This window comes from Saccharothrix luteola (genome assembly GCF_020859565.1).
Classification (GTDB): domain Bacteria; phylum Actinomycetota; class Actinomycetes; order Mycobacteriales; family Pseudonocardiaceae; genus Actinosynnema; species Actinosynnema luteola.
Genome location: NZ_JAJHUO010000049.1, coordinates 15,290 through 38,005, shown reverse-complemented (window position 1 = coordinate 38,005; position 22,716 = coordinate 15,290). Strand labels below are relative to the sequence as shown.

Genomic DNA, 22,716 nt, shown 5'->3' with positions numbered 1-22,716 from the left:
AAAACTTGACGGGTAGCTCACACCGGCTTCTCAGGCGGCTCTCAGGACCAGGGGCAAGACTGACCGCATGCGCATCCTCGTTGTCGACGACGACCGGGCCGTGCGTGAGTCGCTTCGTCGCTCACTGCAGTTCAACGGCTACCAGGTCGACCTTGCCGGCGACGGCCAGCAGGCCCTCGAGTCCGTCGTCTCCCAGCGCCCCGACGCCATGGTGCTGGACGTGATGATGCCCCGGCTCGACGGGCTGGAGGTGTGCCGCCGGCTGCGCAGCACCGGCGACGACCTGCCGATCCTCGTGCTCACCGCCCGTGACGCGGTGTCCGACCGGGTGTCCGGGCTGGACGCGGGCGCCGACGACTACCTGCCCAAGCCGTTCGCGCTGGAGGAGCTGCTGGCCCGGCTGCGCGCGCTGCTGCGGCGGGCGGCGTCGGACGCGGAGGAGCCCGCGGGCGCGGTGCTGCGGTTCGCGGACCTGGAGCTCGACCCGAGCACCCGGGACGTGCGGCGCGGCGAGCGCCCGATCAGCCTCACCCGGACCGAGTTCGCCCTGCTGGAGCTGTTCCTGGCGCACCCGAAGCAGGTGCTGACCCGCGGCCGGATCCTCGAGGACGTCTGGGGCTACGACTTCCCCACCTCGGGCAACGCGCTGGAGGTCTACGTCGGCTACCTGCGCCGCAAGACCGAGGCGGAGGGCGAGACCAGGCTGCTGCACACCGTGCGCGGTGTCGGCTACGTGCTGCGGGAGACCCCTCCGTGATCGGTGCCGCCAACGGGCGGCTCCAGCGGGTGTCGCTGCGGGCCCGGGTGACCCTGCTGGCCGCGTTCTGCGTGGCCGGAGCCGTGGCCGTCGTGTCGCTCGGCGCGTACATGACGGTGAGCCAGAACCTGCACGACCAGATGGACTCCAACCTGCGGCAACGCGCCCAGGCCGCGGTGAACGCGCCGAAGGTCAACAACGATGTCACCGAGATCCCCGGCGCGTTCCTGGCCGCGGGCGACATCCGGATCGGCGTGCTGGACGTGACCGGGCAGATCCTGTACCCGAAGGGCACGATCGCGCCGCCGACCCAGCCCGCGGACCTGGACGTGGCGCGGGGGTCGCGGCTGGAGAACATCTGGACCGACCTGCGCACCGACTTCCGGGTGATCGCGGTGCCGTACGGCGACGGCCAGGCGATGCTGATCGCGCAGTCCACCAAGCCGTTGAACGTCACGTTGGGCAAGCTGTCCGTGGTGCTGTTCGTGATCAGCGGGCTCGGCGTGCTGGTCGCGGCGGCGGCGGGGACGGCGGTGGCGCGGACCGGGCTGCGGCCCGTGCAGCGGTTGACGGAGGCCACCGAACGGGTGGCGTTGACCGGTGACCTGCGGCCGATCCCGGTGTCGGGTGACGACGAGCTGGCGTTGTTGTCGCAGCGGTTCAACGCGATGCTGGGCGCGGTGGCGGACTCGCAGGAGCGGCAGCGGCGGCTGGTCGCGGACGCGGGGCACGAGCTGCGGACGCCGTTGACGTCCATGCGCACGAACCTGGAGCTGCTGCTGGCCTCGGAGCGGCCGGACGCGCCGACGTTGTCCGACGAGGACAAGGCGGAGATCAACGCCGACGTGCGGGCGCAGCTGGACGAGCTGACCACGTTGATCGGGGACTTGGTGGAGCTGGCGCGTGAGGACGCGCCGCAGGTCGTGCACGAGCCGGTGGACCTGGTCGAGGTGGTGGAACGGGCTTTGGACCGGGCGAAGCGGCGTGCCACCGGCGTGGACTTCGTGGTCGAGCTGCAGCCGTGGTTCCTCCTGGGTGACTCCAGCGCGCTGGAACGCGCCGTGCTCAACCTCCTGGACAACGCGGTCAAGTTCAGCCCGACTGGTGGCGTGGTGCGGCTGTCGTTGAAGCAGTTGGGTGACGGCAGCGCGGTGGTCGAGGTCGCGGACTCGGGTCCCGGCATCGCCGACGCCGACCTCCCGCACGTCTTCGAGCGCTTCTACCGCTCCTCCGAAGCCCGCACCCTCCCCGGCTCGGGCCTCGGCCTGGCCATCGTCAAGCAGGTGGCCGAACGCCACGGCGGCATGGCCTACGTGGGCCGTGCCCCCGAGGGCGGCGCCATGTTCACCCTCCGCCTCCCGGGCCGCCCCACCCTCCCCTGACCCGAGAGTCCTACCTCCAGCCCTCGAGAGTCCTACGTTCGCGACCCCCGAGTTCAACGCTCACGGCTGACGGTGTGCGGGCTGAGCGTTGAACTCGGGGGTTCTGAACGTAGGACTCTCGGGGGTCAGGAGAGGGTGCGGAAGGTCATCGGGCGGGTCGAGGCGGGCTTGTACTGGGTGCTCACGTTCTCGTTCGGGCCCCACCAGTGGCCGGTCGGCACGTCGTCGGAGCCGGTGCTGATGAAGATCCAGCCGCGGCCGACGCCGGTGTACTCGGTGGCGCCCGACCGGCGCGTGTCCGGGAACAGGTGGACCGGCGACCCGGCCCACGTGCTGGGTACGCCGTGCGGCTCCTCGGTGCTGTCGATCACCGGCACGGCGTACTCACGGGTCGACGCGTCGCCGTCACGGTTGTACAGCTGCGGCGTGCCGGCGACGACCATCATGTGCCCGGTCGCGTCACCCGTGCCGCCCGCGGAGTCCAGGTACTTCACCGCGATCACGTCGCCCTGCACCAGGCTGGGCACCGTCGTCTTGGCCGTGAAGTGGTCGGCGCCCGCCTGGAACCCGTCGTAGTACTGCGCCGACGTGGGGCTGGTGCTGCCGAACTCGGTGGTCAGGTAGCTGTCGGTCGCCCACGCGAACGTGTGCCGCAGGGCGAGGGTGAGCAGCGGCGCGCACTTGGCCTTGCTCTCGTACGTCGTGGGGCTGCCCGGCGTGCCCCACACGACGGTCGACGCCCCGTCCGGGTAGTAGTTGTAGGTGGCCTGCCCCGGCCACGCCAGGGAGTTCAGCTCATCGGCGAGTTCGGCCACTTCGGCATACAGGGTGGCCGAACTCGCCTGCGCGGGGGTGGTCGCCGCCAGCGCGGCGGTCACCGCCACCGTGCAGGCGACCAGGGTGCGACGGATGAGCATCGAGGACGTCCTCTCAGCGGTGCGACGGGTCTTCCGCTCTGATGGATCACGCCCGCGCGCCGCTGATACCGGACCCTCGTATGAACGCCGTCACCCCCGAACGGCCTAACCCTTGGTGGAGCCCAGGGTCAGGCCGCCGATGAACTGGCGTTGCAGGGTGAAGAAGACGACCAGGGTGGGGAGGGCGACGAGCAGGGAGCCGGCGGCGACCAGGTTGTTGTCCACGAAAAAGGTGCCCCTCAGGTTCTGCAACGCCGACGTGATCGGCATCTTGTCGCCGGTCTGGATCAGGACGAGGGCCCAGAGGAAGTCGTTGTAGATCCAGGTGAACTCGAGGGTCGCCAGAGCCGCGAGGGCCGGCCGGCACAGGGGCAGGATCACCTGCCAGTACTGCCGGAACACGCCCGCACCGTCCACCCGTGCCGCCTCACCCAGCTCCGCCGGGATCGTCTTCATGTAGTTGCTCAGCACGAACACGCAGAACCCCGACTGGAACGCCACGTGGATCAGCACCAGCCCGAGCTGCGAGTCCAGCAGCAACCCGCTGTCGCTCAACCACGACGGCAACGGCGTCAGCAGGTACAGCCGGTACAGCGGCGTCACGATCACCTGCTGCGGCAACAGGTTCCCCGCCGTGAACAGCACCAGCAGCGCCAGGTTGAACCGGAAGCCGTACCGCGACACCCCGTACGCCACCATCGAGCTGAGCAGCAGCACGAGCACCACCGCCGGCAACGTCACGACCAGCGTGTTCAGGTAGTAGTGCGGCAGGTCCGCCTGCGTCCACGCCGACGCGAAGTTGTCGAACGTCAGGCTCTCCGCGATCGAGAAGTACCCGTTGCGCGCCGTGTCGTCGTACGTCCGCAGCGACGCGTACAGGGCCCACAGCAGCGGCGCGAGCGTGGCCAGGCACGTCAGGACCAGGAACACGTGCAGGGCGATCCGCCCGGGTCGAAGGGTCACGTCCGGTCCTCCTCGCGGAACACCTGGATCAGGTAGGTGACGATGAACCCGAGCGAGATCAGCAGCAGGACCACGGCCAGCGCCGAACCCCACCCGATCCGGCTCGACTCGCCGATGATGTTGTCGGTCACCAGCACGGACAGCAGCTCCAGCCCGTTGCGCCCCTTGTTGATCACGTACACGATGTCGAACGCCCGCAGGCCCTCGATCACGGTGACCACGAGCACGACCACGTTCACCGGCCTGAGCACCGGGAACGTCACCCGGAAGAACGTCTGCCACGCGTTCGCGCCGTCCAGCGCCGCGGCCTCCTTCAACGCCGGGTCGACCGACTTCAACCCCGCCAGGTACAGCAGCATGATGTACCCGGTGTGCCGCCACCCGGCCGCCACCAGCACCGCGTACAGGTTGATGTCCGGATCACCCAGCCAGTTCACCGGGTCCGTCGAGGCGGTGCCGAGCACGTTGTTCAGCAACCCCTGCTCGGGCTGGTAGATCAGCTGCCAGATGAACCCGACCAACGCCAGCGACAGCACCATCGGCAGGTACAGCGCGCTCTGGTAGATCCGCCCGAACCGCAGCTGACGGTCCAGCAGCACGGCCAGCAGCAGCCCCGCCACGGTCGGCACCACGAGCAGGAACAGCAGCCAGATGAGGTTGTGCTGCAACGCGGGCCAGAACCGGGGGTACCGGGTGAAGATGTCCACGTAGTTCTGGAAGCCGACCCACTCGATGTCGGCGAACCCGCCGATCCCGTCCCACGAGCTGAACGACAGCCCGACCGAGCCGAGCGCGGGCGCCCACACCAATGCGATGTGCACCAACGACGGGATGCCGAGCATCAGCCCGAGCACCAGCTTGTCGCGCGGGGCCAGCGCGGTGGCGCGGCGACGCCTGCCGCGCCGGGACGTCGGGGAGGGGGCCGACGTTCCGGCGGGCTCCGGTGGGGACTGCAAGGCGGTCACGGCGTCACCCCGTGAAGATCGTCTCGGCCTGGTCGGCCATGCCCTTGAGGATCGAGTCGAGGTCGTCGGGGTTCTGGATGAACGCGTTGAGCCCGTTGGTCGCCGCGTCGCTGGCGAAGCGCGGGTCGGTGTCCCGGTCGAGGAACTGCGTGATGTGCGCGGCGTCCTTGATCACCTGCGCCGACTTCTTCTGCAACGCGTTGTAGCCGGTGGTCTCGGCCTTGTTCGACGCGGCGACCTGGCTCGGGTCGGCCTTGACGTAGGCCAACTGCGCGGCGGGCGTCGACAGGTGCTCCAGCAGCTTGCGCGCGCCCTCGGGGTTGGCGGGCTTGCGGGACATCATGAAGCCGTCGATCGGCGCCTCCACGGTGTCCTGGCCGTGCTCGGGGTTGATCTCCGGGTAGGGGAAGAAGTCCAGGTCGTCCACCTCGGCGCCCTTGAACTGCTGCGCCACGAACGAGCCGAGCAGGTACATGCCCGCCTTGCCCTGCTGCAACGCCTGCGCGGCCTCCTGCCACTCCCGGCCCAGCGCGTTCTCCTGGTGGAACGGCAGCAGCCGCTTCCAGGTGTCGAACACCTCCCGCACCTTCGGCCCCTGCCAGTCCTCCTTGCCCGCCATGAGGTCGACGTGGAACCGGTAGCCGTTGAGCCGGAAGTTCAGCTGGTCGAACGTGCCCATGGCGGGCCAGCCCTGCTTCTGCGCGAACGCGATCGGCACGAGCCCGTCGGCCTGCATCCTGGTGGACAGCGCGACGAGCTCGTCCAACGTCTTCGGCTGCTCGTACCCGCGCTGCTGCCAGACGCTCTTGCGGTAGAACACGCCCCAGGGGTACTGCACGAACGGGATCAGGTACTGCTTGCCGTCCGAGGCGGTGGACGCCTCCTTCAACGCGGGCTCGTAACCGGCGGAGACCTTCGACCACACCTCGCTCAGGTCGCCGGTCAGGCCCTTCTCGGCGAAGAACCGCATCCGGTAGCCCGCGAACCACGACAGCACGTCGTCCGGCTTGCCCTGGAGGTAGTTGTTGATCTGCTCCTGGTACTGCTCGTGCTGCTTGGTGTTGATCGCGACCTTGAGGCCCGACTCGCCCTCGAACGCCTTCAGCACGGCGGTGATCGCGTCCTTCGGCACCTGGTCGGACTGGTTGTTGCCGAACGACACCGTGTCGGTGGCGGCGGCTCCGCTGTCGGAGCCGCACGCGGCCAGGCCGGGCACGGCCGCGATGCCCGCGCCCGCGACGATCGCCCGCAACAGCGCGCGGCGGCCCAGCAGGGGGTGAGGGCTGGCGGAGAACCTCGTCATCGTCGCTCCTCCGGGTGACACTCAGCCGTAGCCAAGTGAACAAAGAGTCAACAAGAGGCCTCACAATGTGGGCTTCGCCACACGTAATGTCAAGCTATCCGACGGTTGTTGTTGGACTGTGTTGACGTTTTCGCGGCAAATCGACCACTCTTGTGCCATGACGATTTGGCCCACCCGTGTGCGCGGCCTGGCCTGGGGCGCCGACTACAACCCCGAGCAGTGGCCGGAGGACGTCTGGGACGACGACGTCGCGCTGATGCGCCGGGCCGGGGTGAACCTGGTGAGCGTGGCGATCTTCTCCTGGGCGTTGCTGGAAGTGGAAGAGGGCCGCTACGAGTTCGGCTGGTTGGACCGCGTGCTCGACCGTTTGCACGCGGGCGGCATCCGGGTCGACCTGGCCACCGCGACCGCCGCGCCGCCGCCGTGGCTGACCACCGCGCACCCCGAGATGCTGCCGGAGACCGCCGACGGCGTCCGGCTCGCGCACGGCTCGCGCCAGTCCTACTGCCCGAGCTCGCCGGTCTACCGGACCAAGGCCGTCGCGCTGGCCCGCGCGCTGGCCGAGCGGTACCGCGACCACCCGGCGCTGTCCGCGTGGCACGTCAACAACGAGTACGGCTGCCACGTCTCCCGCTGCTACTGCGACCGGTGCGCGGTGGCGTTCCGGGCCTGGCTGCGCGCCCGCCACGGGACGCTGGACGTGCTGAACGAGGCGTGGGGCACGGCGTTCTGGAGCCAGCGCTACACCTCGTGGGACCAGGTGCTGCCGCCGCGGGCCACGCCGGCGACGCACAACCCGGGCCAGCTGCTCGACTTCGACCGGTTCTCCTCCGACGCGCTGCTGGAGCTGTACAAGGCCGAGCGGGACGTGCTGCGCGAGGTCACCCCGGACGTGCCGGTGACCACGAACTTCATGGCCGCCGCGTTCTCCGGGCTCGACTACTGGAAGTGGGCCGCCGAGGTCGACTTCGTCTCCAACGACCACTACACGTTCGGCGAGGACCCCGACCGGCACGTGCACCTGGCGTACTCCGCAGACCTGGTGCGCGGCCTCGCGGGCGGGCGGCCGTGGCTGCTCATGGAGCACTCCACCTCCGCGGTGAACTGGCAGCCGCGCAACATCGCCAAGCTGCCCGGCGAGCTGCGCCGCAACTCCTACGCGCACATGGCCCGCGGCGCGGACGGCACGCTGTTCTTCCAGTGGCGGCAGTCGCGGGCGGGCGCGGAGCGCTACCACTCGGCGATGGTGCCCCACGCCGGGCCGGACACGAAGGTGTACCGCGAGGTCGAGCAGGTGGGGGCCGAGTACCAGCGGATCGCCGAGGTCGTCGGCTCCACCGTGGACGCGCCGGTCGCCGTCGTCTTCGACTGGGAGTCGTGGTGGGCGCTCGGCCAGTCCGGCCACCCCACCAGTGACTTCTCCTACTCCGAGCACGTGTTCGGGTACTACCGGGCGTTGTGGCGGGCGGGGGTGACGGTCGACTTCGTGCCGCCGGGCGCGGACCTGGCCCCCTACCGGCTGGTCGTGCTGCCGGCGTTGTACGCGGTGGACGACGCGACGCCGTACGAGGAGCACGTCGCGGCGGGCGGCCACGTGCTGGTCACGTACCTGTCCGGCGTCACGGACACGCGCGGCCACGTGCACCTCGGCGGCTACCCCGGCGCGTTCCGCGAGCTGCTCGGCGTGCGGACCGAGGAGTTCCACCCGCTGCGCGCGGGGCAGACGGCGGCCCTGGACGACGGCTCGTCCGCCGTGGTCTGGACCGAGCACCTGCACGTCGACGGCGCGGAGGTCGTCGCCTCCTACGCCGACGGCCCGCTGCCCGGCGTGCCCGCCGTGACCCGCAACGAGCACGGTGCCGGCGTCGCCTGGTACGCGGCGTGCGGCCTGGTCGGCGACGGGCTGGAGCGGCTGGTGCGGACCGCGCTCGACGGGGCGGGCGTCCCGGTCGGGCCGGGCGGTGGCGTCGAGGTGGTGCGTCGGCGCGGTGAGGTGGCCGGCTCCGCCGTATCGTGGCTGGTCGCGGTCAACCACTCGGACAGCGACGCCGAGCTGCCTGCGGTGGGCGTGGAGCTGCTGTCCGGCGCGCGTGCGTCGGGCAGCGTGGTCGTGCCCGCCGGCGGCGTGGTCGTGCTCAGGGAAGAAGAGGTGTGACGTGCTGGCACGCCAGCGACAAGCGGTGATCCTGGAAGAGGTCCGCCGCACCGGCGCGGTGCGGGTGAGCGACCTGGTCGTCCGGCTGGGCGTCTCGGACATGACCGTGCGCCGCGACCTGGACGTGCTGGCCGCCCGCGGCCTGGTGGAGAAGGTGTACGGCGGCGCCACGTCCGTGGTCGGCCGCAGCACCGACGAGCCCGGTTTCGAGGCGAAGTCGGTGCGCCAGCTGCCGGAGAAGGAGGCCATCGCCGCCTTCGCCGCCGGGCTGGTGCGGCCCGGCACCGCGATCGGCCTGTCGGCGGGCACCACCACGTGGACGCTGGCGCGGTTCCTGGACGACATCCCGGACCTGACCGTGGTGACGAACTCGATCCGGATCGCCGACGTGCTGCAGCAGAGCGGGCGCACGGACCGCACGGTGGTGCTCACCGGCGGCGTGCGCACGCCGTCGGACGCGCTGGTCGGGCCGGTGGCCGTGCAGGCGCTGCGGTCGCTGCACCTGGACGTGGTGTTCCTCGGCGTGCACGGCATGGCCGAGCGCTCCGGGTTCACCACGCCCAACCTGAACGAGAGCGAGACCGACCGCGCGCTGGTCGACGCGGCCGGGCGGGTCGTCGTGGTCGCCGACCACACCAAGTGGGGCACCGTCGGCATCTCCACCATCGCCGCGCTGGACGAGGCGGACGTGCTGGTGACCGACGAGGGATTGGCCGAACCCGCGCGGACGGTGCTCGGCGAGCAGGTCGGCGAACTGGTCCTGGCGCACGTGCCGGGCCGCGGAGAGGAACTGGCGTGAGGCGCACGGCGGGGAAGCTTGCCGATGGTCGCGAGATCATCTACTTCGACGACACCCCGGACGCGCCGCCGCGCGACGCGGTCGACACCCGCGACCTGCCGCGCGCGCAGCCGCTGTCGGAGGTGCGGCGCGACCCGTTGACCGGCGAGTGGGTGGCGATGGCCGCGCACCGGCAGACCCGCACGTACAAGCCGCCCGCCGACCTGTGCCCGCTGTGCCCGTCGACGCCCGGCAAGCCGACCGAGGTGCCCGAGTCGTCGTACGACGTCGTCGTGTTCGAGAACCGGTTCCCGTCGTTCGCGCAGGGCGTGCCGGAGCTGCCGTCCACTGTGGACGGTATGCCGATGGTGCCGCGGGCGGCGGGGCTGGGCCGGTGCGAGGTCATGTGCTTCACGTCCGACCACGACACGTCGTTCGGCTCGCTGCCCGCCTCGCGGGTGCGCACGGTCGTGGACGCGTGGGCGGACCGCACGGCGGCGTTGAACGCGACACCGGGCGTCGAGCAGGTCTTCCCGTTCGAGAACCGGGGCGAAGAGATCGGCGTGACGCTGTCCCACCCGCACGGCCAGATCTACGGCTACCCCTTCGTGACCCCGAAGACGGAACGGATGCTCGCCGTCGCGGCGGACTACCAGGCGTCACACGGGCGTCCACTGATGGGTGACATCCTGGCCGCTGAACGCGCGGCCGGCACCCGTGTCATCGCCGAGAGTGAGCACTGGACGGCCTTCGTGCCCGCCGCGGCCCGGTGGCCGGTCGAGGTGCACCTCGTCCCACACCGCCAAGTGCCGGACCTGCCCGCGCTCTCGGACGCCGAGCGGGACGACTTCGCGGACCTCTACCTGACCGTGCTGCACCGCCTCGACGCCCTCTACGACCGGCCGCTGCCCTACATCGCGGCGTGGCACCAGGCGCCCGTCCGCACCGGCCGTGACCTGGCCTGGCTGCACCTGGAGGTGTTCTCGGTGCTGCGCGCCGCGGACAAGCTCAAGTACCTGGCCGGCTCCGAGTCGGGCATGGGCGTGTGGGTGAACGACGCCACGCCGGAGCAGATCGCCGAGAGGCTGCGCGGCTGAACCACGGGCCGGAAACCCGCACCGACTCACAAGGGATGCCCAGTTTCGTTTAAGGCTGCTCTCAGGCGGGCACCGCAGAGTAGTGGACATGACCGAAGACGAGCAGCCGAAGCAGCCACCGCAGTCTCAGCCGGCTCAGCCGCGGAGCCCGTGGGCGCGCGGGGGCGCCGGGCTCGGTCATGAGGACGCCGGCTCCCAGCAGCAGGGTGCTGGTCGGCCGGACAGCGGCGACACCGGTGCCGTGCAGGGCGGCGCCGGTGCTTCGCCGGAGTCCACCGGTGCGGGAGGTGCCTGGCAGGGAGCCTCGGCGCGGCCGGAGGACGCGACCGACGGGCCGGCGGTAGGGGCCGACCCGTCGGAGGCGGGGTCGGCGGGTGTTCCGCGGGGGAACACCGGCCACCCGGCCGACCTGTACCCGGACAGCGTGACGACGACCGCTGCCACCTCGAACGCCGGCTCGCCGGCCGCTCCGCACGCGAGCGCCGCCGAGCCCGTGCCCGGGTCGCCGGACGCGTGGTCGCGTCCCGGCCGCCCGGACGACTTCGGCTCGCCGGCCGCCTCGCAGGGTGCCGCCGGCCAGTCGGGAACCGGTCAGGCGGGCGCTGTGCAGGGCGGCGTCGGCTCGACCGGAGCAGGTGTGGCCGGCGCTGTGCAGGGCGGCGCAGGCCATCCCGGAACCGGTGGTCCCGGCGCCGTGCAGGGCGGCGCCGGGCTGCCGGGATCCGGGCCGGAAGCCTGGCAGGGGGGCTTCCGCCGCCCGGAGCACACCGGTCCGCACGGCGCTCCGCAGACCGGCGCCCCGGATCACCAGGGCCCGCCGGCCCACTCCCCTTCGGGGCCGGCGCAGCCCGGTGTGCCGGGCCCCTACTACGCGCCGCCCGGCTCGGTCACCTCCGTGCCCCGCCCGCAGCGGGGCCGCGGCAAGGTCGTGGCGGGGATCGCCGCGCTCGTGCTCGCCGTCGGCGGCGTCGCGGGCGGTGTCGGCGGGTACGTCGGCTTCCAGGCCGCCGACGAGGCCAGGCCCGTGACCAACGCGCTCAACCAGGCCCCGCCCGCCCAGCAGAGCTCCGACGCCCCGGAGGGCTCGATCGAGCAGGTGGCGCAGAAGGTGCTGCCGACCGTGGTGCAGGTGCAGGTCAACGGCGGCGCCGGGTCCGGCTTCACGCTCAGCTCCGACGGCTTGGTGCTGACCAACAACCACGTGGTCGAGAGCGCCGCGAACGGCGGCCCGATCGCGGTCCAGCTGCAGGACGGCCGCTCGTTCGACGCGAAGATCGTCGGCCGCGACCCGACGTCCGACCTGGCCGTGCTGAAGATGGAGGACGTCTCCGGCCTGCCCACGGCCGAGCTCGGCAACTCCGGCGACCTGCGGATCGGCCAGGACGTCGTGGCCGTCGGCTCGCCGTTCGACCTCAACGGCACGGTCACCTCCGGCATCGTCAGCTCGCTGAACCGCCCGGTGCGCGCCGGCGGCCAGCAGGGCGGCGTGGACACCGTGCTCAACGCCATCCAGACCGACGCCGCGATCAACCCCGGCAACTCGGGCGGCCCGCTGGTGAACATGCGCGGCCAGGTCGTCGGCATCAACTCGGCCATCTACAGCCCCAACTCCAGCCAGTCCGCGCAGGGCGGCTCGGTCGGCATCGGCTTCGCCATCCCGATCGACCAGGCCCGCCGCACGGCCAAGGAGCTGTCGGAGACCGGCAAGGCGACCCAGACCGTGCTCGGCGTCCAGGTGGGCGACTCGCCGCAGGGCGGCGCGGTGGTCCGCGACGTGACCGCCGGCGGCGCGGCCGAGGCGGCGGGCATCAAGTCCGGCGACGTGATCACCAAGTTCGGCGACCGGCCCATCGAGGCCTCCGACTCCCTGGTCGCGGCCGTCCGGTCCCGCGCGCCGGGCGAGAAGGTGCAGCTCACCATCGGCGAGGACCGCACGGTCGAGGTGACGCTCGGCAGCCAGCCCGTCGAGGTCCGCTAGCACTCGCAAGCCACCGGCTCCCGTGCCCCGAGCCGGTCGTGGAGGCCGCATGCCGACCCGGGTGACCGCCCCTCACCTGTCGGCGTGCGGCCTCTTGTTCCGTCGCACGAGGGTGGCCGCCAGGACGCCCAGCCAGGTCACGCCGACCGCCACCAGCAACCCGACGGGGTAATCCCGGTCGACCAGGCCCGGGTTGGGCCCGCCCGCGAACGGGCGCCAGAGCAGCGGGACGGCCAGCAGCACCAGCACGCCGGTGAACGTGCCGCCGACCAGCACCGCCGCCCGCCACGGCTTCGGCACCCACCGGGCGATCAACAGGCCGAAGCCGGCGAAGAGGGGCGCGAGCAGGACGTCGTGCACGAGCGGGCCCGCGACGAACCACAGCGCCAGGTCCACCGAGACCAGCGGCAGCACGAGGACCGCGCCCCACAGGCCCATGGCGACACCCAGCGCGCCGATCACCCACCTCATCGGACGACCTCCAGCCGGGTGACCCACTTGGTCTGCGTCACGCCCGGTCGGCTCGGTGCGATCAGCCGGCACGGGTAGCCGTGGTCCAGGGGCAGGGTCTCGCCGTCGAGCCGCAGCGCGAGCAGCGTCAACGGGTCGCGGGCGTGGGCGGCGGGCAGCGTGCTCGCGCGGTAGAGGCCGTCGCGCTCCAGCGACTCCACCCGGACGTCACCGGGTTCGAGGCCCGCCAGCGCCAGCAGGTCGCGCACCGGCACGCCGGTCCACCGCGCCGACGCGCTCCAGCCCTCGACGCACGCGATCGGCAGCTCGGCCGTGGTCTGGGGCAGGGCTTCGAGCTCCCGGCGGGAGAACCGGCGCCCGCCGACGGTCAGCCGCCAGCCGTCGTCCACGGTGGCCACCCCGGCGGCGGTGGCCGTGCGGTTGACGGGCAGCGCCGCCGACCGCGTGCCCAGGACGGAGGCGGTCCGCAGCCACGGCACCGTGCCGCCCGCCGTGGCCAGCACCGCGACCGCCGCCGCACCGCCCGTGGTCAGCAGGAACCCGCGTCGGCTGAGCGTGCCTCGGCGGACCTCCTCGGCGGGCGTGCGCACCAGCGGCAGCTTGACCGCGACGTGCACGAGCAGCGCGCCGACCGCGATCCAGGCCACGGCGTGGTGCGCGGTCGGGAAGAAGAACTGCCACGGGTAGTTCTGCGCGGCGTTGAACAGGCCGGTGACCAGCTCGAAGAACGACGCGCCGAGCAGCACGAAGAGCGAAGCGCGTTCCAGCGCGTGCGGCAGGGACTTCACCACCGGCCGCTCGAACAGCTTCGGGTAGACCGTCCACAGCTTCGCCAGGAGCAACGGGATCGCGGCCACGCCCGAGGTGACGTGCACGCCCTGCGTGAACCGGTAGAGCCACACCGGGCGGGTGGGCCAGGCGAACCACCCCGGCGGGTGCTGGAGGTAGTGGCTGAGCAGCCCGGTGACGAAGCACAGGCCGAACGCGACGCCCAGCCCCAGGCCGATCCGGGTGGCGGTGTGCGGGCTGGACGTGCGCCTCACGGCCGCACCAACTCGGCGAACCAGCGCCCGTCGCGCTCGACCACCCACCGCGACACCAGACCGGCCCGTGCGGCGGTCGGCGCCACGGCCCGCGCGTCGACCCGCGCCCAGTCGAACCACGCGCCACCGGCGACCCGGGCGCGTTCGCGGCGCAGCCCGCAACCGGGCGGCTCGACCTCGACCAGCGCGCTGCCGTGCCGGCGCAGGAGCCGGCGGGCGCGGCGGAGGAGCGCGACGGGGTCGCCGCCGATGCCGATGTTGCCGTCGGCGAGCAGCACGTGCGCCCACCGGTTCGCGCCGGGCAGCCGGCCGAACAGGTCGCGGTGCAGCGCCGGCCCGCCTCTCGCCCTGGTGAGGGCGACGGCGAGCGGCGAGTGGTCCACGCCCAACGCCACCACCCCGCGCCGGACGAGCGCGGCCACCATCCGCCCTGGGCCGCAGCCGAGGTCGACGGTCGGGCCGTGGCAGGCGTCGAGGAGGACGTGGTCGGCCCCGTCGGCGTCCTCGTGCCACCGGTCGACGGGCAGCGGCAGGTGGTCGCCACCGGCCAGTTCGAGCCGGCACTCCGCGCCGCTGAGGCCGACGTCGAACGCGGTCATCGCAGCGCTCCCAGACGTGCGAGAGCGGCGGCGAAGCGGGTGTTCGGCACGGCGGCGGCCACCTCGCGCGCGGTGGCCATGTCGTCCACATCGGACAGCACGGGCAGCAGGCCGACGTCCCGGCCGCCCAACGCCCGCAGCGTCGACGCGCCGGTGTCCGATCGGGACATCGGCACGGCGCGCAGGTTCGCGGCCACCGCCGGGTCGTCCAGCCCGAGCGCCCACCAACCGCCGTCGGCCGCCGGGCCCAGCACGGCGTCGTGCCCGGCCAGCCGGTCGACCGACTCGGCCAGCAGCGCGGGCGTGAGCTGGGGAGTGTCCATGCCGATCTGGAACACCGGCAGGCCGTGCGCGCGGTGCGCGTCGGCGTGCGCGTTGGCCAGGCGGTCGGCGAACGACCCACCCCGCTGCGGCAGCACGGTGAAGTGCCGCAGCACCGCCCGGACCTCGGCCGACCGCCGCGCGTCGCCGAGCGACCCGGTCAACGCCACCACCGGCCGGACGCCCGGCGTGCCGAGCACGGCGTCGAGGGTGTCCAGCAGCGCGGCGGCGGCGATGTCGGCCGCCTCCTCCGGCGTCGCGGGAGGGCAGAGCCGGGTCTTCGCCAGGCCCGGCGCCGGCGCCTTGGCCACCACCAGCAGGCTCGCCGGGAACGCCCTCACCGCGCGCTCCCGCGGACGACCGCCGTCATGTCCCGCACCGCCCGCGCGGTCCCGCGCACCGAGCCGGACACCTTCGACCTCGTGCCCGCCGCGCGCGGCCCGTACCGCACGTCCCGCTCGACCACCCGCCACCCGGCCGCCGCCGCGCGCAGCAGCAGCTCCAACGGGTAGCCGAACGCCCGGTCCTCGACCCCCAGGCCCAGCAGGTCCCGCCGGCGGAACGCGCGCATCGGCGCGATGTCCCGCACCGGCAACCCCTTGCGCCGCAGCAACCCGGCCAGCACCGCGTTGCCCGCCCGCGCGTGCCACGGCCAACTGCCCGCCCCCGGCACCCGCCGCCCCACGGCCAGCTCCGCCCGCGCGAGCAACGCCACCAGCTCCGGCAGCTCGCCCGGGTCGAGCGAGCCGTCCGCGTCGAGCACGCACACCACTTCGGAGCGCGCGCGTTCGATGCCCGTGTGCACGGCCGCGCCGTACCCCGGCCGCGGCTCGTGCACCACCTCCGCGCCCAACGAGCGGGCGATCTCCGGTGAGCCGTCACGCGATCCGTTGTCCACCACCAGAGGCCGGTAGCCGGCGGGCATGGCCCGCAGCACGCCCGGCAACGCCGCCGCCTCGTCCAGGCAGGGGAGCACCACGTCGATTTCGTCCACGCACCACAGCATGGGCCGTCGCGGACGACCGGAAACCGTTGTGGCGCTTACCGAATCATGACGTGTGCGCCAGTTCTTACGGACCGCTGACGGATCCCGCCGCCGGCCCTCCACCGGCCTTACGGTGGGCGTGTGCTCCGTGTCCTGGCCGCCGCGGCCCTGGTCGCCTCGGCCGTCGTGGTCGGCGCGCTCCTGCCTGACGACCGCGTTCACGCGCCCGCACCGCCGCTGTTCGCCCACTGGCTGCCGCACGTCGGCATCGGCACGCCGCTGGCCGTGCTGGTGGCGTTGGCGGTCGTCGTGTGGGGTCCGACGCCGGCCAGCCGGCTGCCGTGGCGCCGCGCGCTCGGCGCGGGTTACGCGACCGCCGTGGCGTGGACGTTCTCCCTGGCCCTGGTGGACGGCTGGGAGCGCGGTTTCGCCGGTCGGCTGACCACGGAGCACGAGTACCTGCACGAAGTCCCGGGCGTGACGGACGTGGGCGCGATGCTGCGGGGGTTCTCCTCCCGCATCCTGGACTTCCAGCCCGACTCGTGGACCACGCACGTCTCCGGGCACCCGCCGGGTGCGTTCCTGGTGTTCATCGGGCTCGACCGGATCGGGCTGTCCGGCGGCGCGTGGGCCTCGGCGTTCGTGGTGCTGGTCGGCGCGCTGACGGCGGTCGCGGTGCCGGTGGCGGTGCGCGCGTTCGTCTCCGAGGAGCACGCGCGGGCCGTGCTGCCGTTCGTGGCGCTGTTCCCCGGCGCGGTGTGGATCGGCGTGTCGGCGGACGGGCTGTTCGCGGGCGTCACGGCGTGCGGCATCGCGTTGCTGGCCACCCGACGTGCGCTGGCCGGCGGTGTGGTGCTGGGCTTCGGCGTGTTCCTGTCGTACGGCCTGGTGCTGATGGGCGTGCTCGCGCTTGCCGTGCTGTTGTTCGACCCTCGCGGGCGGGACTGGCGGCGGGTGGGCGTGGCCGTGCTGGGCGCGTCCGCCGTGGTGGCGGTGTTCGCGGCGCTCGGGTTCTGGTGGCTGGACGGCTACCACCTGGTCGTCGAGCGGTACTACCAGGGCATCGCGACACCCCGCTCCTACGCGTACTGGGTGTGGGCGGACCTGGCCGCCGCCGTGTTCGCCTGCGGTTTCGCGCCGTTCGCCGCCAGGTGGCGCGGCACGTCCACAATTGCCGGGGGTGCGGTCACACTGGCCGCGGCGGCGGCGGCAGCCATCCTGGTCGCCACCGCGTCGGGCTTGAGCAAGGCCGAGGTGGAACGGATCTGGCTGCCGTTCACCGTCTGGCTGGTCGTGCTCGTGCCGGACCGGCGGCGGCTGTGGCTGACGGCCCAAGCGGTGACCGCGCTCGCGGTCAACCACCTCCTGCTGACCAACTGGTGAGGCGCGGACATGGGTGAGACGACCGGGCGGGTGCTCGTCGTGGACGACGACGTGACCGTGCGCGACGTGGTGCGCCGGTACCTGGAGCTGGCCGGCCACGAGGTCGAGCTGGTCGGTGACGGTGAGAGCGCGCTGCGCCGCTTCGCCGAACGCGAGCCGGACCTGGTGGTGCTCGACCTGATGCTGCCGGGCGTCGACGGGCTGGAGGTCTGCCGCCGGCTTCGGGTGCGCAGCGCCGTGCCGGTGGTGATGCTGACCGCGCTGGGCGAGGAGGAGGACCGGATCGCCGGGCTCCAGCTCGGCGCGGACGACTACGTGACCAAGCCGTTCAGCCCGCGTGAGCTGGCGTTGCGGGTGACGTCGGTGCTGCGCCGGTCGCGGGTGGCGGCGTCGCGGGCGGCGTCGGTGCTGACCGACGGCGGGCTGCGGGTGGACGTCGGCGCGCGGTCGGCGTCGCTGGACGGGCGCGAGCTGTCGCTGACCACGCGCGAGTTCGACCTGCTGGTGTTCTTCCTGACGAACCGGGGCGCCGCGTTCAGCCGCGGCGAGCTGCTGTCGCGGGTGTGGGGCTGGGAGTTCGGCGACCAGTCCACCGTGACCGTCCACGTGCGACGGTTGCGGGAGAAGGTGGAGGTCGACTCGGCCCGGCCGGTGCGGATCGCCACCGTGTGGGGCGTGGGCTACCGGTACGACGGCGGTGCGTGATGCTGGTCGAGATCTACCACATCCTCCCCTACGCGGTGCTGTTCTCGCTGCCGTTGGCGCTGCTCGGCGCGGTGCTGCTGCGGCGGTTGCAGAACGGGTCGCTGGCCACGGCGCTGACCGTGCTGGCGATCGTGCCGGTGGTGGCGACCATCGGCGGCGTGCTGGCGGTGAGCGGGTTCATGTTCACCCCGATCCTCACCACGACCGTGCTGGTGTGCCTGCTGGTGGCGTTGGTGACGGTGCCGACGGCCGTGCTGCTGGGTCGGGCGCTTGCGCGGCGCAGCGTGTGGGAGAGCGAGGCGCGGGAGCGGGAACGCGCGGCCGAGGCGTCCCGGCGTGAGCTGGTGGCGTGGATCAGCCACGACCTGCGCACGCCGTTGGCCGGGATCCGGGCGATGGCCGAGGCGCTGGCCGACGGCGTGGTGTCGCGGCGCGACGAGGTCGCCGAGTACGCCGGGCGGATCTCGAGCGAGGCGGAGGCGTTGTCCGGGATGGTGGACGACCTGTTCGAGCTGTCCCGCATCACGGCGGGTGCGCTGCGGCTGACGTTGTCCGAGGTGCCGCTGGCCGACGTGGTCAGCGAGGTGGTGGCGGCGGAGAGCCCGGTGGCGTCGCGCAAGGGCGTGCGGCTGCGCGCGGACGCGGCGACGTGGCCGGTGGTGCTGGGCAGCGACCCCGAGCTGGCCCGGGTGGTGCGCAACCTGCTGTCCAACGCGATCCGCCACACCCCGCCGGACGGCACGGTGGCCGTTCAGGTGGACGTGGACGGCCCGTCGGCGTTGCTGCGCGTGGACGACGGCTGCGGCGGCATCCCGGAGGCGGACCTGCCCAGGGTGTTCGACGTGGCGTTCCGCGGCGCGCCGCACCGGCAGCCCGTCGGCGGCGGGTTGGGGCTCGCGATCGCGCGCGGCCTGGTGGAGGCGCACCAGGGCACGATCGACGCCCGCAACCACGGTCGCGGCTGCCGGTTCGAGGTGCGGTTGCCGCTCAGCGCAGGCGGTCCGTTGCGAACTGCCTGACCCCGGCCGCGAAGGTCGTCGCCGCGCGGAAGCCGAGGAGGTCGCGGGCTCGGGCGGGGTCGGCGACGACGTGCCGGACGTCCGCCGGGCGCGCGCCGCCGACGACGCGCGGCCGAGGCCCGCCGCACGCCTCGGCCAGGTGGGTGGCGAGGTCGCCGACGGTGCGCGGCTCGCCGGAGCAGATGTTGAGCGGGGTGAACGTGCCTGGCTCGCCCGGTCGGCGCAGGGCCAGGGCGTTGGCCCGCGCCACGTCCGTGACGTGCACGAAATCGCGGCGCTGGCGGCCGTCTTCGAGGACGGTGGGCGCCTCGCCGCGTTCGAGCGCGCTGCGGAACAGGCTCGCCACGCCCGCGTACGGGGTGTCCTTGGGCATCATCGGGCCGTACACGTTGTGGTAGCGCAGCGCCCACACCGCGCCGCCCGTCTGCCGTGCCCACGCCGCCGCGTAGTGCTCCTGGGCGAGCTTGCTGGCGGCGTAGGTGCTGCGGGGGTCCAGCGGGGCGTCCTCGGGGACCAGGCGCGGCTCCAGGGGGCTGCCGCAGTGCGGGCACGGCGGTTCGTAGCGGCCCCGGTCGAGGTCGGCCTGGCGGCGTGGGGCGGCCTGGACGACGCCGTGCTCGGCGCACTCGTACCGGCCCTCGCCGTACACGACCATCGACGAGGCCAGGACCAGGTGCTCCACGCCCCGCTCGTGCATCGCGGCGAGCAGCACGGCGGTGCCGAGGTCGTTGTTGCGGGCGTAGAGCGGCGCGTCGGACGGGTCGAGGCCGTGGCCGACGACGGCGGCCTGGTGGCAGACCGCGTTCACTCCGTCGAGGAGCTTTTTCACCGTGTCGAGATCGGTGACGTCCTCGGCCGTTGCCGGCCGGTCGCGGTGGGCCTGGGGCAGGTAGGCGTCGAGCACGACGACGTCGTGGTCCTGGGCGGTCAGGAGGTCGGCGACGTGCGAGCCGATGAACCCGGCCCCGCCGGTGAGGAGAACGCGCACGTCACCGAAGTTAGGGGTCCTCCGGCGGGAGCGGGCGGTGCGACAGCGTGACGTCACGGAACCGTCAGATCCTCCGATTGGCTACGGTGGCGCTCATGGAACGCAGCGCGCAGCGACTGGGACGCGCCCTTGTCGTGATCGTGGACGACCGGGTGGCGCACGGTGAGCACGACGACAGCACAGGACCGCTGGTCACCGAGTTGCTGGAGGAAGCAGGGTTCATCGTCGACGGGACGGTCGCGGTGGAGGGTGAGGTCGTGGGCATCCGCGCCGCACTGAACACCGCGGTGATCGGCGGTGTCGACCTCGTCGTCACCGTCGGCGGCACAGGTGTGTCGCCGCGCGACGTGACGCCGGACGCCACACAGGGCGTGCTCGACCGGCCGATCAGCGGCATCGCCGAGGCGCTCCGGGCTTCGGGGCTGGCGGCGGGAGCCGTCGACGCGGGCATCTCGCGAGGGCTGGTCGGCGTGTCCGGCAGCACCCTCGTGGTGAACCTGGCCGGGTCGCGGTCGGCGGTGCGCGACGGCATGGCGACGTTGTCGGCGCTGGTGCCGTACGTGATCGAGCAGCTCTCGGGGTTGGACGAGGCATGACCGAGCCCGCTGACGACGCCGACGCCGCTGCCGCCGCCGCTTCGGCCGCGGCAGAGGCGGCGCGGCGTCGTCGGCTGGCCGAGGTGTTCGGCGACGTGCTGCCGGAGGGTTCGTCGGACGAACCGCGCCCGACCGGGCGTGACGACCGGTGGTACGAGGAGAACCGGCCGCCGCACCACGGCGGGTAACAGCCTTCACGGGACCGCGGCCGACCGACGGGACCGCAGCTGACCGGGCGATGCCAGGCACGCCCGGTCAGGTCTCGCCGGCCGCTTCCACCGCCGGCCGTTGGCGACCCGCCGGCCGGTGCCGCGGCACCGCGGCACGGGTCGCGCCGGTCCTGTCACCAGTCGGCCCTGGCGCGCCGTCCGTTGGGCCGTCTGTTGGCGCTGTCCACTCGGGCTGTCCATTCGGGCTGTCCGCTAGGGCCGTCCGTTCGCGATGTTCACTTGGTCGTTCGTGTCCGTCAGCCTTGGCGCTCAGTCCTGGCGCTGGCGCTGCGAGGCGAGGAGGTCGCGGATCTCCTTGAGCAGTTCGACGTCGGTCGGCTCCGAGGGGCCGGGCTCCTGGCCGCGCTTGCGCCGCTCCTTCAACTTGTTCATCGGCAGCACGAAGATGAAGTAGACGATCGCGGCCACGATCAGGAAGTTGATCATCGCGGTGATGATCGCGCCGAAGTCGATGATCGTCTTGTCGCTCGCGCCCAGCTGCACGGCCAGGCCGTTGACGTTGTTGCCGCCGAACAACGCGATGATCGGGTTGATCAGGTTCGTGGTGAACGCGGTGACGATCGCGGTGAACGCGGCGCCGATGACCACCGCCACGGCGAGGTCGATCACGTTGCCGCGCATGAGGAAGTCCTTGAAGCCCTTGATCACGGTTGGCTCCTCCGTTCGGGGGTACGGGTGGGGTCAGCGGAGGGTAACGGGTCAAGGCCTCGTCGGTGACGCTCCGGGTACGTGTGTCGCGGGCAGGCCGAGCCGCTCGAACGTCGACGGCCCGAATGTCGTGATCTCGGCGATGCGGTCGTCCTCGACGCGCAGGACGTCCAACTTGGACGCCCGGAACACCGTGTCGCCGTGTCGGCGCAGGTAGCTCGCGGCGGTCGGCATCCGGTTGGCCCAGGTAGGCACGAGCAGCCAGTCGCCCTCGCGGTCGGGGCCGAGCGCGCGGTGCATCAACGTCGCGACCTGGTCGAGGCCGTCGAAGCACAGCGGCGCGGGCGGCATCGTGACCCGCAGGTCCTCGGCGGCGATCGCCACGGCCGCCACCGCGTCACACCGCTGGTGGGCGTCGATGAACCGGCTCAGCAGCTCCCGTTCCCGCGGGTTCGGCTCCCGGGCCGCCCAGTCGTTGCGGTGGGACGGCAGGTGCTGCCGCATCGTGGCGCGGGCGCGCTGGAGCGCGCTGTTGGCGGCGGCCACGCTGATGTCGAGCAGCCCGGCCGTCTCCTGCGCCGTCATGCCCAACACCTCGCGCGCCAGCAACGCCGCCCGCTGCCGTGCGGGGAGGAGTTGCAGGGCGGCCAGGAAGGCGAGCTCGACGGTCTCGCGCGCGACGGCGACCACGTCCGGCTCGTCGTCGGTCGGGGCCACCTGGTCGAGCAGGCGGTCCGGGTAGGGCGTGAGCCAGCTGACCTCCGGCTGGGTCCTGGGCGTGCGCGCCTTGGCCCGGATCAGGTCGACGCACGTGTTGGTGGCGATCTTGTAGAGCCAGGCGCGGACGTTGCCGCCGTCGAAGGTGTCCCACGCCCGCCAGGCGCGCAGGAACACCTCCTGCACGGCGTCCTCGGCTTCTTCGTAGGAGGCGAGCATCCGGTAGCAGTGGACGTGCAGCTCGCGGCGGTGCTGCCGGGTGGCCTGCTCGAACATCAGCGGAGGGACTTCCCGACCTGCTGGACGGCCCAGGTGTTGCCGTCGGGGTCGTCGAAGAAGATGAAGGAGTTGTAGTCCGCGCCGGCCGGGTCCGGTCCGGGCACCATCGCGCCGTTCTCGAAGTGCTGGGGTCCGGAGTTCGCCACGCCTTTGGCTTCGAGGTGCGCGTGCGCCTCCTGGATGTCGGAGACGATCAGCTGGCAGCCCTTGAGCGAGCCGGGCGCGCCGCTGTCGCCGAGGCCCTTGCCGAAGACGAGGGAGCACGCCGAGCCGGGCGGGGTGACCTGGACGACGCGGAAGGCGTCGCCGGAGCGGTGGTCGGTGTCGAGCGTGAAGCCCAACGTGTCGGCGTAGAACGTCTTGGCGCGATCGACGTCGGACACGGGGACGATGACGACTTCCAGCTTCCAGTCCACGGTGCTCTCTCCTCGGTAAAC

At 72.6% G+C, this 22,716-nt stretch carries 24 protein-coding genes; 11 read left to right on the top strand and 13 right to left on the bottom strand.

Annotated elements, in window-relative coordinates; genetic code table 11:
• Positions 1 to 67: 67 nt before the first annotated feature.
• Both LNK82_RS44140 and LNK82_RS44135 read left to right on the top strand, forming a co-directional pair.
• Complete coding sequence (locus tag LNK82_RS44140; protein WP_230572782.1) at positions 68 to 757, top strand: response regulator transcription factor; 690 nt, start codon at positions 68 to 70, stop codon at positions 755 to 757.
• Complete coding sequence (locus tag LNK82_RS44135; protein ID WP_230572781.1) at positions 754 to 2,139, top strand: sensor histidine kinase; 1,386 nt, start codon at positions 754 to 756, stop codon at positions 2,137 to 2,139. Before LNK82_RS44140 ends, LNK82_RS44135 begins: the two co-directional genes overlap by 4 nt.
• Before the next feature lie 125 nt (positions 2,140 to 2,264).
• Here LNK82_RS44135 and LNK82_RS44130 read toward each other — a convergent pair whose 3' ends face one another.
• From LNK82_RS44130 to LNK82_RS44115, 4 genes are all read right to left on the bottom strand, one after another.
• On the bottom strand, positions 2,265 to 3,056 hold the full coding sequence (locus tag LNK82_RS44130) for a hypothetical protein (protein ID WP_230572780.1): 792 nt from the start codon (positions 3,054 to 3,056) through the stop codon (positions 2,265 to 2,267).
• Positions 3,057 to 3,161: 105 nt separating this feature from the next.
• Positions 3,162 to 4,019 (bottom strand): carbohydrate ABC transporter permease, encoded by an 858-nt coding sequence (locus LNK82_RS44125; RefSeq protein WP_230572779.1) that lies wholly within the window; start codon positions 4,017 to 4,019, stop codon positions 3,162 to 3,164.
• A complete protein-coding gene (locus LNK82_RS44120; protein ID WP_230572778.1) occupies positions 4,016 to 4,984 on the bottom strand; it encodes a carbohydrate ABC transporter permease in 969 nt (322 codons plus the stop codon). Before LNK82_RS44120 ends, LNK82_RS44125 begins: the two co-directional genes overlap by 4 nt.
• A gap of 4 nt (positions 4,985 to 4,988) precedes the next feature.
• Positions 4,989 to 6,287, bottom strand: coding sequence for an ABC transporter substrate-binding protein (locus LNK82_RS44115; protein ID WP_230572777.1), 1,299 nt, complete (start codon positions 6,285 to 6,287; stop codon positions 4,989 to 4,991).
• 157 nt (positions 6,288 to 6,444) lie between these two features.
• On the opposite strand from LNK82_RS44115, the gene LNK82_RS44110 reads away from it, so the two are divergent.
• The 4 genes from LNK82_RS44110 (at position 6,445) to LNK82_RS48095 (ending at position 12,295) form a co-directional block, all read left to right on the top strand.
• Positions 6,445 to 8,442 carry a beta-galactosidase gene (locus LNK82_RS44110; RefSeq protein ID WP_230572776.1) on the top strand — a complete coding sequence of 666 codons (1,998 nt, stop codon included), beginning with the start codon at positions 6,445 to 6,447 and terminating at the stop codon, positions 8,440 to 8,442.
• 1 nt (position 8,443) lies between these two features.
• Positions 8,444 to 9,241: a DeoR/GlpR family DNA-binding transcription regulator gene (locus LNK82_RS44105; RefSeq protein ID WP_053719283.1), complete on the top strand. Its 798-nt coding sequence runs from the start codon at positions 8,444 to 8,446 to the stop codon at positions 9,239 to 9,241.
• Positions 9,238 to 10,317 (top strand): galactose-1-phosphate uridylyltransferase, encoded by a 1,080-nt coding sequence (gene galT, locus LNK82_RS44100; RefSeq protein ID WP_230572775.1) that lies wholly within the window; start codon positions 9,238 to 9,240, stop codon positions 10,315 to 10,317. Before LNK82_RS44105 ends, galT begins: the two co-directional genes overlap by 4 nt.
• Positions 10,318 to 10,405: 88 nt before the next feature.
• Entirely contained in the window at positions 10,406 to 12,295 is a 1,890-nt protein-coding gene (locus LNK82_RS48095) for a trypsin-like peptidase domain-containing protein (protein WP_308257538.1), read from the top strand.
• Positions 12,296 to 12,367: 72 nt separating this feature from the next.
• Here the strand turns inward: LNK82_RS48095 and LNK82_RS44090 are convergent, their stop codons facing one another.
• From LNK82_RS44090 to LNK82_RS44070, 5 genes are read right to left on the bottom strand one after another with little or no spacing between them, the layout of a single operon-like run.
• A complete protein-coding gene (locus LNK82_RS44090; protein ID WP_230572774.1) occupies positions 12,368 to 12,766 on the bottom strand; it encodes a hypothetical protein in 399 nt (132 codons plus the stop codon).
• Entirely contained in the window at positions 12,763 to 13,809 is a 1,047-nt protein-coding gene (locus LNK82_RS44085; RefSeq protein ID WP_230572773.1) for a molybdopterin-dependent oxidoreductase, read from the bottom strand. The genes LNK82_RS44090 and LNK82_RS44085 overlap by 4 nt, the downstream gene beginning before the upstream one ends.
• Positions 13,806 to 14,408, bottom strand: coding sequence for a methyltransferase domain-containing protein (locus LNK82_RS44080; RefSeq protein ID WP_230572772.1), 603 nt, complete (start codon positions 14,406 to 14,408; stop codon positions 13,806 to 13,808). The genes LNK82_RS44085 and LNK82_RS44080 overlap by 4 nt, the downstream gene beginning before the upstream one ends.
• Positions 14,405 to 15,070, bottom strand: coding sequence for a TIGR04282 family arsenosugar biosynthesis glycosyltransferase (locus LNK82_RS44075; protein WP_230572771.1), 666 nt, complete (start codon positions 15,068 to 15,070; stop codon positions 14,405 to 14,407). The genes LNK82_RS44080 and LNK82_RS44075 overlap by 4 nt, the downstream gene beginning before the upstream one ends.
• Positions 15,067 to 15,735 (bottom strand): glycosyltransferase family 2 protein, encoded by a 669-nt coding sequence (locus tag LNK82_RS44070; RefSeq protein ID WP_372470813.1) that lies wholly within the window; start codon positions 15,733 to 15,735, stop codon positions 15,067 to 15,069. Before LNK82_RS44070 ends, LNK82_RS44075 begins: the two co-directional genes overlap by 4 nt.
• Positions 15,736 to 15,855: 120 nt before the next feature.
• Here LNK82_RS44070 and LNK82_RS44065 point away from each other — a divergent pair, with 120 nt between their 5' ends.
• Genes LNK82_RS44065 through LNK82_RS44055 form a run of 3 tightly spaced genes read left to right on the top strand, consistent with a single transcriptional unit; the run spans position 15,856 to position 18,821 of the window.
• The gene (locus LNK82_RS44065) at positions 15,856 to 17,097 is read left to right on the top strand and encodes a hypothetical protein (protein ID WP_372470812.1); all 1,242 of its coding nucleotides are present in this window, start codon (positions 15,856 to 15,858) and stop codon (positions 17,095 to 17,097) included.
• Between the two features lie 9 nt (positions 17,098 to 17,106).
• Positions 17,107 to 17,802: a response regulator transcription factor gene (locus tag LNK82_RS44060; RefSeq protein ID WP_230572770.1), complete on the top strand. Its 696-nt coding sequence runs from the start codon at positions 17,107 to 17,109 to the stop codon at positions 17,800 to 17,802.
• Positions 17,802 to 18,821 (top strand): sensor histidine kinase, encoded by a 1,020-nt coding sequence (locus tag LNK82_RS44055; RefSeq protein WP_230572769.1) that lies wholly within the window; start codon positions 17,802 to 17,804, stop codon positions 18,819 to 18,821. Before LNK82_RS44060 ends, LNK82_RS44055 begins: the two co-directional genes overlap by 1 nt.
• Here the strand turns inward: LNK82_RS44055 and LNK82_RS44050 are convergent.
• Positions 18,790 to 19,809: an NAD-dependent epimerase/dehydratase family protein gene (locus tag LNK82_RS44050; protein WP_230572768.1), complete on the bottom strand. Its 1,020-nt coding sequence runs from the start codon at positions 19,807 to 19,809 to the stop codon at positions 18,790 to 18,792. The genes LNK82_RS44055 and LNK82_RS44050 overlap by 32 nt on opposite strands.
• A 95-nt stretch (positions 19,810 to 19,904) precedes the next feature.
• On the opposite strand from LNK82_RS44050, the gene LNK82_RS44045 reads away from it, so the two are divergent.
• Complete coding sequence (locus LNK82_RS44045; protein ID WP_123748144.1) at positions 19,905 to 20,405, top strand: MogA/MoaB family molybdenum cofactor biosynthesis protein; 501 nt, start codon at positions 19,905 to 19,907, stop codon at positions 20,403 to 20,405.
• Positions 20,402 to 20,593: a hypothetical protein gene (locus LNK82_RS44040; protein ID WP_230572767.1), complete on the top strand. Its 192-nt coding sequence runs from the start codon at positions 20,402 to 20,404 to the stop codon at positions 20,591 to 20,593. The genes LNK82_RS44045 and LNK82_RS44040 overlap by 4 nt, the downstream gene beginning before the upstream one ends.
• Positions 20,594 to 20,884: 291 nt before the next feature.
• On the opposite strand, the gene mscL is transcribed toward LNK82_RS44040, so the two are convergent.
• The 3 genes from mscL to LNK82_RS44025 are packed head-to-tail and all read right to left on the bottom strand — an operon-like array spanning position 20,885 to position 22,695.
• Positions 20,885 to 21,283: a large-conductance mechanosensitive channel protein MscL gene (mscL, locus tag LNK82_RS44035; protein ID WP_230572766.1), complete on the bottom strand. Its 399-nt coding sequence runs from the start codon at positions 21,281 to 21,283 to the stop codon at positions 20,885 to 20,887.
• A 51-nt stretch (positions 21,284 to 21,334) separates the two neighbouring features.
• Complete coding sequence (locus tag LNK82_RS44030) at positions 21,335 to 22,276, bottom strand: RNA polymerase subunit sigma-70 (RefSeq protein WP_230572765.1); 942 nt, start codon at positions 22,274 to 22,276, stop codon at positions 21,335 to 21,337.
• Positions 22,276 to 22,695, bottom strand: coding sequence for a glyoxalase superfamily protein (locus LNK82_RS44025; RefSeq protein WP_230572764.1), 420 nt, complete (start codon positions 22,693 to 22,695; stop codon positions 22,276 to 22,278). The genes LNK82_RS44030 and LNK82_RS44025 overlap by 1 nt, the downstream gene beginning before the upstream one ends.
• Positions 22,696 to 22,716 lie beyond the last annotated feature (21 nt).